13 protein-coding genes are annotated in these 15131 nt (G+C 32.2%); 2 read left to right on the top strand and 11 right to left on the bottom strand.

Features of this window, described 5'->3' with window-relative positions:
- Positions 1-12 precede the first annotated feature (12 nt).
- The 9 genes from P8V03_RS04135 to P8V03_RS04095 all read right to left on the bottom strand — a co-directional run bounded on the left by P8V03_RS04135 (position 13) and on the right by P8V03_RS04095 (position 9310).
- Complete coding sequence (locus P8V03_RS04135) at positions 13-1806, bottom strand: ASKHA domain-containing protein (RefSeq protein WP_318796877.1); 1794 nt, start codon at positions 1804-1806, stop codon at positions 13-15.
- Positions 1799-2830: a methylcobamide:CoM methyltransferase MtbA gene (locus P8V03_RS04130; protein WP_318796876.1), complete on the bottom strand. Its 1032-nt coding sequence runs from the start codon at positions 2828-2830 to the stop codon at positions 1799-1801. Before P8V03_RS04130 ends, P8V03_RS04135 begins: the two co-directional genes overlap by 8 nt.
- A gap of 15 nt (positions 2831-2845) precedes the next feature.
- Positions 2846-3502 (bottom strand): corrinoid protein, encoded by a 657-nt coding sequence (locus tag P8V03_RS04125; protein WP_318796875.1) that lies wholly within the window; start codon positions 3500-3502, stop codon positions 2846-2848.
- A gap of 63 nt (positions 3503-3565) precedes the next feature.
- Positions 3566-4636, bottom strand: a complete 1071-nt coding sequence (locus tag P8V03_RS04120; protein ID WP_318796874.1) for a uroporphyrinogen decarboxylase family protein — start codon at positions 4634-4636, stop codon at positions 3566-3568.
- Positions 4637-4676: 40 nt separating this feature from the next.
- Entirely contained in the window at positions 4677-5546 is an 870-nt protein-coding gene (locus tag P8V03_RS04115; protein ID WP_318796873.1) for a uroporphyrinogen decarboxylase family protein, read from the bottom strand.
- A 12-nt stretch (positions 5547-5558) separates the two neighbouring features.
- Positions 5559-6470: a CobW family GTP-binding protein gene (locus tag P8V03_RS04110; RefSeq protein ID WP_318796872.1), complete on the bottom strand. Its 912-nt coding sequence runs from the start codon at positions 6468-6470 to the stop codon at positions 5559-5561.
- Positions 6471-6772: 302 nt separating this feature from the next.
- Entirely contained in the window at positions 6773-7369 is a 597-nt protein-coding gene (locus P8V03_RS04105; protein WP_318796871.1) for a hypothetical protein, read from the bottom strand.
- Between the two features lie 372 nt (positions 7370-7741).
- Complete coding sequence (locus tag P8V03_RS04100; RefSeq protein ID WP_261672424.1) at positions 7742-8083, bottom strand: zinc ribbon domain-containing protein YjdM; 342 nt, start codon at positions 8081-8083, stop codon at positions 7742-7744.
- 63 nt (positions 8084-8146) lie between these two features.
- A complete protein-coding gene (locus P8V03_RS04095) occupies positions 8147-9310 on the bottom strand; it encodes a class I SAM-dependent methyltransferase (RefSeq protein WP_318796870.1) in 1164 nt (387 codons plus the stop codon).
- A 295-nt stretch (positions 9311-9605) separates the two neighbouring features.
- Between P8V03_RS04095 and P8V03_RS04090 the strand changes: the two genes are divergently transcribed.
- Both P8V03_RS04090 and feoB read left to right on the top strand, forming a co-directional pair.
- Positions 9606-9833, top strand: a complete 228-nt coding sequence (locus P8V03_RS04090; protein ID WP_261672426.1) for a FeoA family protein — start codon at positions 9606-9608, stop codon at positions 9831-9833.
- A 64-nt stretch (positions 9834-9897) separates the two neighbouring features.
- Positions 9898-12015: a ferrous iron transport protein B gene (gene feoB / locus P8V03_RS04085; protein WP_318796869.1), complete on the top strand. Its 2118-nt coding sequence runs from the start codon at positions 9898-9900 to the stop codon at positions 12013-12015.
- A 66-nt stretch (positions 12016-12081) separates the two neighbouring features.
- Here the strand turns inward: feoB and P8V03_RS04080 are convergent, their stop codons facing one another.
- Complete coding sequence (locus tag P8V03_RS04080; protein ID WP_318796868.1) at positions 12082-14241, bottom strand: sensor histidine kinase; 2160 nt, start codon at positions 14239-14241, stop codon at positions 12082-12084.
- Positions 14216-14920, bottom strand: coding sequence for a response regulator transcription factor (locus P8V03_RS04075; protein WP_261672429.1), 705 nt, complete (start codon positions 14918-14920; stop codon positions 14216-14218). Before P8V03_RS04075 ends, P8V03_RS04080 begins: the two co-directional genes overlap by 26 nt.
- Positions 14921-15131 lie beyond the last annotated feature (211 nt).

Below are 15131 nucleotides of genomic sequence, written 5' to 3'. Positions count from 1 at the left end.
TTTAATAACATTTTAACTTGGAAACATTAGACACTCCATAAAGAGTCTTTCATAACCTTCTGATGCCCCTAGTTCCATATAATCTATCTGATGGGCGAGTTTTTCTATTTGCTCTTTTACATCTGCAGACATAAGGGCCATATATGCCCCGGTTTTAGAGGAATTACCTACATATACCAGCTTATCCCTAACTTCCTCTGGCAATATGCCTATGCCTACTAAGCTATCTGCAGGCAAATGAGCTCCGAACTGTCCTGCTATAACAACTTTATCAAGCTCGCTCATATTGATGTTTGCCTTTTTTAACAGAGCATAAAAACCTGAAAGGATAGCTCCCTTTGCTAATTGTACTTGACGAACATCCGACTGTGTAATTAGCAGTTTTTTTGGATTACTACTTAAAACAAATTCTCGTTTTTTCCCGTCTAACTGAAGCATATTATAACGATAATCTGATTCTTCCAGCTTTTCCTTTTTTATAAATGCTCCATCTTTTTTTACAAGACCTACTCCAATTAATTCTTTTACTACAGCTAATATACCGCTGCCACATACACCTATTGGTTCCTGCTCTCCTATAACTTTAACTTCAATTCCGCTTTCAGTGATTTTCACATCTTCAATGGCACCCTCTGCTGCCCTCATACCGGAGCTAATGTTCATCCCCTCTAAGGCTGGACCTGCAGCACAGGAACAGGATAAAAGCTTTCCATGATTGGATAAGACAATTTCCCCATTAGTTCCAATATCTATGAATAGTACATTCTCCTTAGCCTTGTGTAGTTGACAGACATATGCACCGGCTACAATATCAGCTCCTATATAAGCTGAGACCGATGGAAGACAATAAAGCCTAGCACCTGGAGCTGCCTCTAAGCCAATATCCTTTGCCAATATGTTTTTTGATTTCACAAATATTGGTGCATAGGGAGATTTTCCTATAGAGGTTGCATCAATTCCTAAAAGAAAATGCATCATTGTACAGTTTGCGGCAATAGAAATCTCATATATGTTTCTTCTATCTACCTTTGATTTATTACATATATCTCCAATCATCTCATTAATAGAGTTAACAATTGCATACTGCAGCTTTTCCTTAGAATCCTCTGGGTGCTCTACTTCATAAGTGATTCTAGTTAAAACATCCAGCCCAAAGTTCTTTTGAGCATTAATCATTGAAGCTGTAGCTAATTCCTTACCAGTATTCATATCAATCAGTGAAGTTACAACTGTGGTAGTTCCAATATCCACAGCAACTCCGTAAAGAAGGTCAGTAGTATCACCGGCTTCAATTCCAATTAACTCTCTGCCATTGAAAACTCCTGTAACTTCTCCAATCATAAATTCACGCTGCTGCAACAGTCTCCAATCAAATTTTTCAACATCAAAGGTGTTGCATATAGCCTCTTCAAAGGAACTTTGATTTTCTAAGGTAGGCTTTTCTATTTTAAAAATCTTCTTATGGATTAAAGGATTAAATTCAAAATCTGGAACATATCCCGTTGTAAGTATTTTATGCTTTCCTTCCTTTTGTAAAATTTCAATTACAATATCTCCTTGTGGTACTACCAGACAGGATAATCTTATGCCTGAGTTGATTTCTTCCTTCTTTAAAAGTTTTGCCTCTGTTTCTACCATATCCGGCAGATTTCCTTCTAAAAGTCTAATCTTACATTTTCCACAGGACCCTTTTCCATTACAAGGATTATCAACGAAAACCTCATTTTCTAACAAAAGCTTCAGCAAATTTTTTCCCGGCACATATTCAAAGCTTTTATTTTCAGGTTTAATAGAAATCTTAGCCATTAATAACTCCATCTCCTTTTGATAAATAGTCTACCATAGCTTTCACATTTTTCAAAGGAGACTTCATTCCAAGTCCACAGGCTGGAGATATTATATTTGCTCCGTCTTTCACACATTTTTCAGTTAGTTCAGTGATTTTCTTTGCTTCACCGAATTCAATAGCATAAGTACTTACATTGCCCATTAGTAATCTGTTTCCCAGATTTTTTCTTGCATCGCTCATATTAACTATAGAATCAAAACTTAAAACATCACTTTTGATTTTATTTACTTCTGGGTAAACCTTCTTCATTTGTCCACATATATGTACAATTGTACCTACATTCTTATTTTGTATACTATCAACAATTTTATTAAGGTATTTTACAGCAAATTCTTCAAATAGCTTAGGTCCTAAAATCTCACCGGTGCCGCTAGGGTCAGAAATTGCAATTATGTCTGCTCCTGCTTCTATTTGTTTTGTTGCAAATAAAATTAACTGCTCTGTAACAAAATTAAGAAATTCATGTGCTTCCTTATTACTTTTCTTTAGCTCCTTATAAAAAGTGGAAGGTTCCATTATAGAGCTTGCTGTACTAATAGGCCCTGTTAAATTACCTATAATAGGAACATCACTACCCTTCAACTTTAACAGTTTTATAGCATCAATAACCACCTTTGCTCTTCTCTCTTCATAGCTAATCTCAGAAATTTCTTTCCATTCCTTAACAGAATTAATTGCATATTCTATAACATGAGGCTCATAAATATTTGTCCCCATATCAACTTTTGCTCCAAAATTTTCCGCCTCAATAGTCATACAGAAGGGAACACCGTAATTTTCAAAGCAGCCTTTTTCATATACTGCTGTTGCCAAATCAGCCATCATTTCAGCATTCAAATGGGCCTTTTGAAATTCTACTCCAACCTCCTCTATTAATTCTGTTGTAACCATGTTCATCATGCCTCCAGGACAAATACATGGTGGTCTATCAACCTTCTCTCTACCAAGAACCTTCATCAATCGTTCTTTTGGCAATAACACAGCTCTCACCTCTTTCTACGCTATATTAAGCAATGTCTTTATTTGTTTAACTGCCTCAACTGCATTAGGAGAATAACCATCTGCACCAATTATATCTGCAAATTTCTTTGAAATTGGTCCTCCACCTATAACAACTTTAACATTTTCTCTCATACCAGCTTCTTTTAATAACTCTATAACAGTTTTCATCCCCCCCATTGTTGTAGTCATTAATGTGGACATACATACGAAGGATGCATTAACCTCTTTAGCTTTATCTACAAAATTTTGAAGTGGAACGTCTCTTCCTAAATCAATCATTTCAAATCCAGCTGTTTCTAACATGATTTTCACTAGATTTTTTCCTATATCATGGGTGTCTCCTTCTACAACTCCAATTACTCCCCTTGGCTTTTCTTTTTCTACTTCATCTGAAGGAAGATGTGGTCTTAAAATAGCTAAACCTTCATACATTGCATCTGAGCATAATAATATATCTGTAACAAAATATTCTTCCTCTTCATATAATTGACTTGCGCGGTTCATACCATCTACAAGACCTTCCAAAATACCTTCAAGTATTGGATACCCTGCTTCTACATATTCATTAGCTGCTTCAATTACATCATCCTCTTCCATATCCACTACACCATCAGATAATCTCTTTAATAATTCTTCCTTTAATACTGCCATTATTTTTCCCCCCACTTTTTAATAACTAATATATTTATTCCGATTCAATTTTCACTTCATATGTTAAAGGAAATTTTTTGGGTCCAAAGGCCACTTTCCATATTTTCTGGCAGAAGCCATAAATTGGTCAATATTTTCTAGCGGAACAGCTCCTGAAAGATCACAGCCTGATGCTAAAATATATCCACAAGGACTGTCATAAGCCTTTTGTATGCAGGTTTTTACTGCTAAATCTACATCATTAGTATTTCCTAGAATCAGTACTTCTACTGGGTCTACATTTCCAAGGATAGGAACTTTATCTCCTACTACTTCTTTTGTATAGGCTAAGTCTACCCTGTTATCAATACTCATCATATCACAGCCTGACTTCACCATTTCTCCTACGATTGCCGTTGTATCTCCACAAATATGGTAACAAACCATTCCTTTTGCATCATGAATATCTTTCATCAAATCTATTGTGTATGGTAGAACGAATTCCAAGTACTGTTTTTTATTAAGAATTGTTCCTGATGCAATAGGATCACATAATAGAATAAGAACACCTGCTTTTATGAATTCTCTACAAATCATTTTTAGTGCATCATTACAAAATTTAATTAATTGATGCAGTTTTTCAGGATTTTTTCTAGTTGCTCTTAACAAATTTTCTGTTTTATAAATACTGGAAGCAGCAGTAAATGGTCCAGATATTAAAACCCCCGTTGGAACTTCATTTCCTATTTCGTCTATAATAATACCTGCAGCTTCTAAGTGCATCTGGAAGGCTTTATCATTTTTCAGCTCTAATTTTGACATATCTAACTTGTCAACATCATTTAAGTCCTCTAAAACATATTTCATAATTGCTGGCACAGAGTCCTCTGGGTCACTCATTTCACTGCCTAGAGCTGCACCTACACCATGCAATCCATATTCAACAATCGTTAAATCATTTCCAAATCTTTCATAACAGGCAATCTGTGCCTTTGCTTCATTTAAAGCACTGCTTCTTTTTTCCTTGTGAGTCATTCCAAGTGCTAATCCTGACATAGAACAAGCAACTGGCATAGCTAGAATTCTGTCCATAGGTTTTCCTGTCATAAATGCAGCCAATCTTTCATTTGGTGTCATCTTATCATCTTTGTGCATATAATGTCCTCCCTATATAAATCAATATTTTTACTAATACTTACAGCAAATTAATTGTTTTGATTATTCCATTTTTTAATTCAAATTCTTTATCTTTAATACACATTTGTCCAACAAACTTCGCTTGTCCCATTACTTTTATGCAGGCTTCGGAGTATTTTACAGGCTCTCCAAGGTTAACATCCTTCCATACCGCTTTATCTGTTCCTATCAATGCGAAAGTAGTTTTAGGGCAAAGTAATACAATTGTTTCATCATTAATCATTTCTTCAATCTTCTTTAACAGTGGATAAGTAAACATTTCTACCGTTTGTTCTGCAAATTTAGGTCCTAGAATATTTAGTCCTCCAGAAGAATCAGCATAACTAATCATATTTACTCCTGCTTTTTGAGCCTCTTTAACAAAACGTAATAGTTCCTTTTCAAATTTATTGAAAATAGCTTGCATAGTATCTGGATCTTTTCTAAAGATCTTAAAAATGTGACGTGGGTCTATTAAAACATTCATAATTGTAAAGGGACCAGAAATATATAAGAGAACATTCTCCCCTTTATCTTTTAAATGCTTACAAGCTTTTAAAACTTCTGATATACGTCCTTTTGAGTAATCGATTTCAGGTAGATTTAATATTTCCTGTGCAGATGCACAAATATAGTCTTTTGCTCTTGGACCTATATTTTCATCTCCAAAATTAATGCTTCCCCCCAAGGCTTCTCCTTCAACGGTATGACAAAATGGTAACCCACAGAAATTTGCCTTATCATACTTTTTCAACTCTTCTGCCAAGAGAGCCATGCTATCCCAATACTTATAGGCTTCTGGAAACTGCAAGTCCAATTTTTCTGTAACTTCTTTATTAATTCCTATAGAATTATCATATGTACACTTAAAGTCAACAATTTTACTCATGATTCCCCCCTGTTAACTAAAACATTTTAATATTTTTTCTTTCTCTAAATTACTGCCAATGATAGCTACCTTTGTTTCTTTGCATTCTTCTGTATATTCCCAGTGGTAATGATGTGGATTAAAATCAAAATAGACAAATCGCCTCGTATTAAGTTCTAGAATTCCCTTAGCTCTTAAAACAAAGCCATATTCCTTGTCCCTTAGAGAAACTAGCATGTTATCAAGCTCTTCCTCGGAAAAAACCTTAGGACTAGCAAGGGATAAAGTACCAAATATTTTATTAGCAGGCACTGATAAAGCTTTTCCCTCTAAATTAGTTTCACAGCTCTTGATTGTATTTAATATTTCAATTATTTGTTCCCCATTATAGGAATACCAGTTCTCTTTGAGAATAAATGCTTTCTCATTATTTAATCTTATTTTTGAAATTACTTTTTCAATTTCTTTGTCTTCTGTTTTGTCTAAATGACTTAGAAAAATAATATGAGCATTTTGAATTTGATCCAAATAAAATTCCCCAAATATCTCTAAATAGTCTTCGAATGCACTGGCATCTACAATAGTTATTAATTGATTTATTCTTATATCAAGCTGTGGATTCTCAGAAATCTTCTTGCAGGCTCTCACAACATCTGATAAATTCCCAACACCAGAGGGCTCTATAAGTATGCGGTCTGGTCTATACTGCATAACTAACTCTTCTATGCTTTTTTTAAAATCTTGTACTAAACTACAACAAATACATCCAGCATAGATTTCCCTAATAGGCAGGTTATCACTGATTAAGTCTCCATCAATTCCAATATCACCAAATTCATTTTCAATTAAAGCAGTTTTACCTTCCATACCTGGAATGATTTTTTTTAAAAAAGTGGTCTTTCCAGCTCCTAGGAATCCAGAAATGATGCTTATATCAATACTCAATGCAATTCTCCTTTGTAACTAAATTTTTTATTTCTATGGAAAAGTACATAGTACCTTTTCATTCTATGCTTTGTAACCTCCAAGTAATTTTATCATTATAAATAATGTTGGTCTAATTCATATTTCTTATCTTTTAATTCATATCTATAAGTTTTTTTTATCCTCCATTATTTATTACCCTTATATTTTTAAAAATCTATCTGTATTTTGGATATTTTAAGTGTATAAGTCATATCAAGTTAATATAAGAAGGCTACAAATGAACATAATTCATCTGTAGCCCTTATAAGTTATCAATAATATTAGTTACTCTGAGGTCGTAATGGAAAATAGAAGCTTTCTCTTTCTATAGAATTACAGTTATTATTTTGAGATTTTATATTTTTGAGATTACCTTTATAAATTATCTTACCTTTTAAATCTAGTAAACTTTGAGGTCTCACAAGATTTCTTGATATATCAAGGTCTGCAATATTGCTTTCCTTTAAAATATAGTACACAAACTCTGAACATAGAAATCTAGTCTCCGAGCATTCTGCCTTATTAAATAGACTATGAATTAGCCCCTTATAATTATATTTATAAAGATTACTATTAAAAATAAAATGATTCAGTAAACCTTTAGCCTTCTTATACTGCTGTTTTGATACCTCTACTTCCATTATTACACCGGGTAAATTTTTATGAAATTTATATAATCCTTCATCAACTTTTTCTTGTCTAAACCTTCCTACAAAAGGATTATAAGTATTCTTTCTTCCAAAACCATACATATTATTCAGTTCTTTGTCTAAAGATATAGCTGCATGAGTATATTCATCATTCTTAACAAACTGAATAAGCTTAGACATTACTGTGTTTGTCCTTGTAAGAACTATATATAAACAATATTTTTCCATCGTAAAGTACCCCCACTTGTTTGTTTGATATACCCATTATGCAGCATAAAATTTAAAAATACTTAAAGAACATCTTAAGAAAACCTTAATTTCAATCTGTAATCTTAAATCCTGCACATAAATTAACAAGTAGAGTTACAATAATTTCTCTTTATCCTAAAATAATCATTTTATTGTTATGATAAACTATAAGTTCACACTAAATTACTGAAAAAATATAGATCGAGCTAGGGTTAATTCCTTACTCGATCTGTACTTATTAACTGTAGCCTTATAATAAAGGTAATCCATTACCAATCTTTTGCTACTATATTTTTTGTTTCTTTTGTTGTTGCCAAAAACTGTTTCTATTCTATTTTACTAAAAAGGAATTTATACCTTTTTAACAAATTCAGATTTTAGTTTCATAGCTCCAAAACCATCAATTTTGCAATCAATATTGTGGTCTCCATCAACTAAGCGTATGTTTTTTACTTTTGTACCTATTTTTATCACTGATGAACTTCCTTTTACCTTTAGATCTTTTATTACTGTTACAGAATCGCCATCATTTAAGATATTTCCATTTGCATCTTTGATACTATTGTTGTCTTCATTGTCTTCTGTTTCTAATTTTAAAGCCCACTCATGAGCGCATTCTGGACAAACAAAAAGACTTCCATCCTCGTAAGTGTATTCTGAATTACATTTTGGACAATTTGGTAAACTAGACATAAATTCATTTCCTCCATTGCTATTGTTAATTGTCATATATAAAATTATTTTAATCCGTCACCTTTAAATTAAGTTATCTTTTTTTAATAGATTAAATAGTGTTGGATTAAAATTAAATTGCTTAATTAAATCTTCAACCTCAACTAGGGCTTTCTTTCTTTTATCCTCAGATACATTACCCTTAGATGCTCTGATTAATATATTTTTAGGGGAATGTGCTATATCTATAAATTCTAAAAGTTGAGTTTTGTAGCCTAAACACTCTAATAAATTAGCCCTGACAGCATCTGTCATAAGTGCTGCAACTCTTTCTTGCACTATTCCATATCTTGTAAGTATAGATAGAGATTCTGCCTTCATCTGTTCATTAAACTCATGCTGGCAGCAAGGAACAGAGAAAATCATCTTACTATTCCACTTTATCGCATTATATAAAGCATAATCCGTTGCTGTATCGCAGGCATGTAATGTAATTACCATATCAACTTTGTTATTGTATTTAAATCCATTTATATCTCCAATTTCAAAGTGTAGGTTCTCATATTTATATTTTTCAGCTATCTCATTGCACTTTTTAATAACATCTTCCTTAAGATCTAATCCTATCATCTTTACATTAATCTTTTTAATTTCTACAAAATAATAGTAAACTATAAAAGTCAAGTAAGATTTGCCACAACCAAAATCTAAAATTGTAAGCTCTTTAAAATCATTTTTCTTAACTTCATCATCTATGATTTCTATAAACCTATTTATTTGCTTATATTTATCATATTTTGAGTTAACTACCTTACCTTCCTTTGTAAAAACCCCTAAATCTATAAGAGGTTCTATTATCATTCCCTCTTTTAAAATATAATTCTTTTCTTTATTATGACTTTTGTTTGCTACCTTTATATTGTCGTCTTTCTTTTTACCTAAAAAGACTTTTCCCTTTTTAGATATTTTCAAATCAAAAGTAGTTGAGGTAGACCAAGCGGAAAGTTGTTTATAATTTCCTTGTAAATATTCCGTTAGCTTCTCTTCTAATATATCTACGTCAATATTCTCGTGAAAAACTTGTTTGTCAGTGTATTTTTCTATTTGATAATATTGTTTTTGATTATTTTCTTTTAAAATAAATGTTATTTTATTGTATTGAACATCCTTATTCATCTTATTGCTAATAACTATTTTAATAATTTCTTCTTCTATTATTTCCTTAATTGCCTTTTTAAAATCATCCATTCTTGTTATAGCCCTTCTTTCTTAAGCAGCATATGTAAATATTAATTTATTATGAAAAAGATAGTAGTACTCCACGTACTACTATCTTTTTCATAATAATATTTTTCTTGACCTATGTCAACAGAGGTTTAACCTAGGCTACTTATTATTTTATTTAAACTAGCACCTTTTTAGAACTATAAGCATAGATTATATTAAAGTTAGCTTAGGGTAACAAAATTAATACCATGAAACTAAATTAAGCTAGTGAAAACTTATTTTTACAATATAATTATTAGTTCAAGGAGGAAGTTTTATGTTAAAGCTCAATAATGTATCTGTAGGAAATTATGTAACTGTTGAAAATTTGTTATCTACTGGAATGTTAAGAGAAAGAATGCTGGCTCTTGGTCTAACTAAGGGCGCTCAAATAGAAGTGGTAAGAAAAGGTCCATCAGGAGATCCCACAGTTTACAATATAAGAGGTGCCATGATAGCTCTGAGAAAAGAGGAAGCATCCTTAATTTTCGTTACTCATAACTAAAGGCTCATTGAAGCAGGTTACTACCTGCTTTTAAACATCAAAAATTTTTAGGAGGTTAACAAAAATGGGGCTCACATTCCACTCTACTAAAAGTGATGCTTTTACAGACATATTTAACATCGAGAAAAAAGAAGGGCAATACATTATTGCTCTTGCTGGCAATCCCAATACTGGCAAAAGTACTGTTTTCAATGCCCTGACTGGTCTTCACCAGCACACTGGCAATTGGCCTGGTAAAACAGTAGTAAACGCAAGAGGAGAATTTACCTATAAAGGTAAAGAAAATATATTAGTAGATTTGCCTGGAACCTATTCCCTCTTTGCATCCTCTGTAGAGGAAGAAGTAGCTAGAGATTTTATATGCTTTGGTAATTCTAATGCAGTAATAGTAGTTACCGATGCAACCTGCCTTGAAAGAAACCTCAATCTGGTATATCAAATAATGGAGCTTACTGACAACATAGTGTTATGCATAAATCTTATAGACGAAGCAAAAAAGAAAAATATAGTTATTGATGGAGAAGGCATAGAAAAGGAATTAGGTGTTCCTGTGGTATTATGCGCAGCACGAAGTGGTGTAGGTATAAAGGAACTAAAAGAAGCAGCGTACAAGGTTACTACAGGTCAGATTAAATCAAATCCTAAAGTTGTAAAATATCCCCACTATATAGAAGAAAAGTTTAAATCCATAGAACCACTTATTGAAAAAAATATAATAGGAATTAATTCACGGTGGCTTGCTTTAAGAGTTTTAGATGGAGATTCAAGAACAATCTCCTCTATTTTCAGCAATTTAGATAAGGATTCCTTGCAAGAAATATTAGTAGCTGCAAATTCATCTACCGAGGATAGAGATAAAATAAATATTAGAGACGATATATCAGAACAGATTTACAGGAGAGCTGAAGAAGTAAGGGACAAATATGTAAAGGAAAATAAGGCTAAAATAAATAGAGATAAGTTAATTGATAATTATATTACTTCAAAAGTTTTTGGTATTCCGCTGATGCTCCTGACTTTAGCTATGATATTCTGGATTACCATCACTGGAGCCAATGTGCCCTCTGCCATGATAGCTGATCTTTTATTTAATTTAGAATCTAAACTGACTTTATTGTTTAACCACATGAATGCCCCTAGTTGGCTTCACGGTATTCTTATACTTGGACTTTACAGAACCCTAGCCTGGGTAGTATCTGTTATGCTTCCCCCTATGGCCATATTTTTCCCACTCTTTACAATACTAGAGGATCTTGGCTACCTGCCTAGAGTAGCCTTTAATCTAGATCACTTGTTTAAAAAAGCCTGTGCCCACGGCAAGCAGTGTTTGACAATGTGCATGGGTTTTGGTTGTAATGCTGCTGGCATAATAGCCTGCAGAATAATAGAATCTCCTAGAGAAAGACTTATTGCAACATTAACCAATAACTTTGTTCCCTGTAATGGAAGATTTCCTACTCTAATAGCCATCTCAACGGTTTTCCTCGTTGCAAAGGGAGGCAGCGGATTTAATTTTTTACCAGTACTATCAGTAACAGCACTAGTTGTTATAGGTATATCTATAACTTTACTAGTATCCTATGGCTTATCTAAGACAGTTTTAAAGGGAGTTCCTTCTACTTTTACTTTAGAGCTTCCCCCTTATAGAGTACCTCAAATAGGAAGGGTTTTATACACTTCAATTATTGACAGGACTATGTTTGTACTGTGGAGGGCTGTAGTCGTTGCTGCCCCAGCAGGAGCCATAACCTGGGTACTTGCTAATATCTACATTGGTGACCTAAGTATTATAGGGCATACCGCAGCTTTTCTTGATCCTCTTGCCAAGGTCATCGGTCTTGATGGCTTCATATTAATGGCCTTTATACTTGGACTTCCTGCAAACGAAATTGTACTTCCTATACTATTGATGTCTTATTTATCCACAGGGACTATGATTGAATTTGAAAGTATAGAATCCTTAAGAAAGATATTGCTAGATCATGGATGGACATATCTTACAGCACTTAACATGATGCTATTTAGCTTGCTTCACTGGCCTTGTGCTACAACACTTTTAACTATAAAAAAGGAAACCCTTAGCTTGAAGTGGACAGCACTTTCAGCACTTATACCAACTCTAGTAGCATTTGTTGTGTGCTTTATTACAACCACAGTATTTAAAATTTTAGGTTTAGGTTAATTTATATACAACTAAAAATAGACCTTTTCTATCCCTTAAAGCTAGGGAATAGAAAAGGCCTATTTACTATATAGCTTTTTTTTCAAAAGTAATTGTAACCTTAAATAAGTCTCCATCGACAATTACATTTAGTTCTCCACCTTGAAGTTCTACAAAGCTTTTTGCTATAGCTAACCCTAAGCCTGAACCCTCTGCACTCCGTGATTTATCTCCTCTTACAAACCTTTCTACTATCTCATCTACATTAAAATCTATTTCATTTGCTGCCATATTTTTTAGGGTTATTTCTACCTTGTCTTCTTTTGAATCAATGTCTATATAAACTCTAGAACCCTTCATGGCATACTTAGTTATATTAATTATTAAATTTTCGAATACTCTAAAGATACGCTGGCTGTCTAGAGGCACTATTACCTTTGATTTCGGATAATTTGTTTTTACTATTAATGATGATTTTGATATTTTATCATCTAATTCAAGTAAAGTTTGTTTCATTAAGTCCACCACATCTACATCTACAATATTTAATTGTATGTTTCCACTTGTGGCTTTACTAACTTCAAATAAATCCTCTATTAACTCCTTCAATCTTTGGGATTTCCTATCCAGGGTTTCTAAATATTCCTTTCTTTTTTCCACTGAGAGAGTTTCATCTTTTAGCAAATCTACATAGGTAATAATAGATGTTAAGGGCGTCTTTAGGTCATGAGAAACATTAGTAATAAGCTCTGTCTTCATTCTCTGGCTTTTTACTTCTTCATCAACAGCTTTTTTAAAACCCTTTTGTATACTTTCCATTTCCTTCTTAAAAGCATTAAACACCCCTAAATTTTCTTCAATAGTTACATCCAAATTGCCTTCAGCTATTTTATTTGCAGCTTCAAGAAGCTTGTCATATTGATTACTAATATTATTATAATGTTTTCTTATCATTACAAATAGTATGCCAGTGTATATTATCGCCCCTATTATTCCTAAAAACCACAGACAGCTAATTAGTGATACTATAGCTAGATTTATTCCTAATAATGTTGCTATTTTCTTAGTATTCTTCTCTTTTAGGTCTATATTTTTTAAATAATCATAAAACCTTTTGTTAACTCTTCCAATAAATTTTAAAATTTTATACATGAAAGAGTTTATTTTTATATACTCCTTAATTCCAGTGTTTAGAATATGCTTTGCAATAATACTAATAGTAAATAATATTCCAAAACATAAAAACCAATAAAGAACATTTATTACATCTATACCTCTATAAATAGCAGCTTGGCTAAAACTTATTGGTAAAATCTTAGATAAATCTCCATTTATTGTGCTTGTAATAACAAGCTCCGGTGCCTGGTATAGGAGTACAGACAGGATAGAAATTATAAGAATAATCATCTCTACAGGTATTGCAGCAATCTTTTTAAATCCAATTAGTTCCTTTTCTATTTTATACGGAATTATAAGTGCAGCTATTAATATGCAAAGAGAAGCTATAATGATAAAAAATACCGATGCATCTTTGTAAGCATTAATTTCATTGTTCTCTTTATATAAGGATATTGAATCCTTATATTTTAATTCTTTTGGAACAGCATAAATATAGGTCATATTCCTAATAGGTTTCATCTCTAGACGTTCTCTACTAGTTATCTTATTATTTTTAAACTGCCATAGGATATTTGTCACATCCGCACCATAAAGCTTTTTAATTATGCTATTTCCTTGATCATCATATTCAATAACTATATAAAAACTATAGTTGTTATTAAGAGATTGAAGATTAGTACTATCATCTAATAAAGACTTTATACTACCTTTGTTTCTTTCCTCCACTAACTTACTATCTTTTTCTATAGCATAGTATTCCAGGTTCATTAGTTGTTGATCTAAATTTCTCTTATGTTCATATATCTCTTCATTAAATCTATTTTTATAATTATCTATGTCATCATGTATATAATCATCGTACTTTTTATCGAGATTTAAAATAACATCGGAAGGTTCAATATTCTTATTTTCCTTTTTCTTAAGAGTATCAAAATATATGCTGTAATTGCTATTTACTATGTCATTTAGAAAATCTCCTCTTTCGAAAATATTATATTCATATTTCTTGCTGTTTTCTTTTATTATAGGATATACAGAATACATTGCTAAAGAAGAGGCTATTAATACTAATAAAGTAACTATAGTTATAATGTACTTGCCTTTACTGTTTTTCAATTTTATATCCAACGCCCCACACCACCTTCAAATATTTTGGATTTTTAGGATTTATCTCTATCTTTTCTCTTATGTTTCTTACATGAACCATTATTGTATCTGTGTTTATGGCATGCTCATTCCAAATCTTTTCATATATCTCTTCTGCAGGAAAAACTCTTCCTGGATTTTTCATAAGTAACGCAAGAATTTTAAACTCGCTAGGAGTAGTTTTTACCATATTTCCATCTACAGTTACCTCTTTTGTGTCTATATTAAGTTCTAAGCCTCCTATTATGTAAACATTGTCCTGCCTACCTGTTCCCTTAACCATATTTAAAAACTTAGTATATCTTCTGAGCTGGGAATTTACCCTTGCCAAAAGCTCAAGAGGTTTAAAGGGCTTTGTTACATAGTCATCTGCCCCTATATTGAGTCCCATTATTTTATCAACCTCCTCAGATTTTGCAGATAATATTATTACTGGAAAATCATAATCTTTTCTAAGCCTCATAGTAAAAGTTATACCATCCATCTTAGGCATCATTACATCTACAATTGCTAGATGTATGTCTTCTTTTTCTATTATTTCTAATCCTTCCAATCCATTATGTCCAATAAAAACTTTATATCCTTGATTTACCAAATAAGCTTCTATTGCAATGGCTATATCTACCTCATCTTCTACCACTAAAATATTATATATATTCATTTCTTCCCATCCCTCTTTCTATGAAATCATTCTAAATTATATAATATCATAGTTACTTCACTCTATAGTCTTTTTACCCTTCCCTTATTTCTCTACCTTTATGATACACCTAGTTTTTAAAGATAACCTTGTGATAATTCTAAAGAATTTCTAAAGATTGTCCTGACAAATAAAAAGATGATGAATACTAAATATTTTTCATCACCTTTCA

The sequence above is a fragment of the Clostridium tanneri genome (genome assembly GCF_033659955.1).
GTDB classification, from domain to species: Bacteria; Bacillota; Clostridia; order Clostridiales; family Clostridiaceae; genus Clostridium_AM; species Clostridium_AM tanneri.
This window is presented reverse-complemented; position numbering and strand designations above follow the sequence as displayed.

Excerpts from the sequence above, each read along its gene's own strand:
- P8V03_RS04135 (WP_318796877.1), bottom strand. The coding sequence starts at position 1,806 with ATGGCTAAGATTTCTATTAAACCTGAAAATAAAAGCTTTGAATATGTG.
- P8V03_RS04125 (WP_318796875.1), bottom strand. The coding sequence starts at position 3,502 with ATGGCAGTATTAAAGGAAGAATTATTAAAGAGATTATCTGATGGTGTA.
- P8V03_RS04120 (WP_318796874.1), bottom strand. The coding sequence starts at position 4,636 with ATGCACAAAGATGATAAGATGACACCAAATGAAAGATTGGCTGCATTT.
- P8V03_RS04115 (WP_318796873.1), bottom strand. The coding sequence starts at position 5,546 with ATGAGTAAAATTGTTGACTTTAAGTGTACATATGATAATTCTATAGGA.
- P8V03_RS04105 (WP_318796871.1), bottom strand. The coding sequence starts at position 7,369 with ATGGAAAAATATTGTTTATATATAGTTCTTACAAGGACAAACACAGTA.
- P8V03_RS04100 (WP_261672424.1), bottom strand. The coding sequence starts at position 8,083 with ATGTCTAGTTTACCAAATTGTCCAAAATGTAATTCAGAATACACTTAC.
- P8V03_RS04095 (WP_318796870.1), bottom strand. The coding sequence starts at position 9,310 with ATGGATGATTTTAAAAAGGCAATTAAGGAAATAATAGAAGAAGAAATT.
- P8V03_RS04090 (WP_261672426.1), top strand. The coding sequence starts at position 9,606 with ATGTTAAAGCTCAATAATGTATCTGTAGGAAATTATGTAACTGTTGAA.
- feoB (WP_318796869.1), top strand. The coding sequence starts at position 9,898 with ATGGGGCTCACATTCCACTCTACTAAAAGTGATGCTTTTACAGACATA.
- P8V03_RS04075 (WP_261672429.1), bottom strand. The coding sequence starts at position 14,920 with ATGAATATATATAATATTTTAGTGGTAGAAGATGAGGTAGATATAGCC.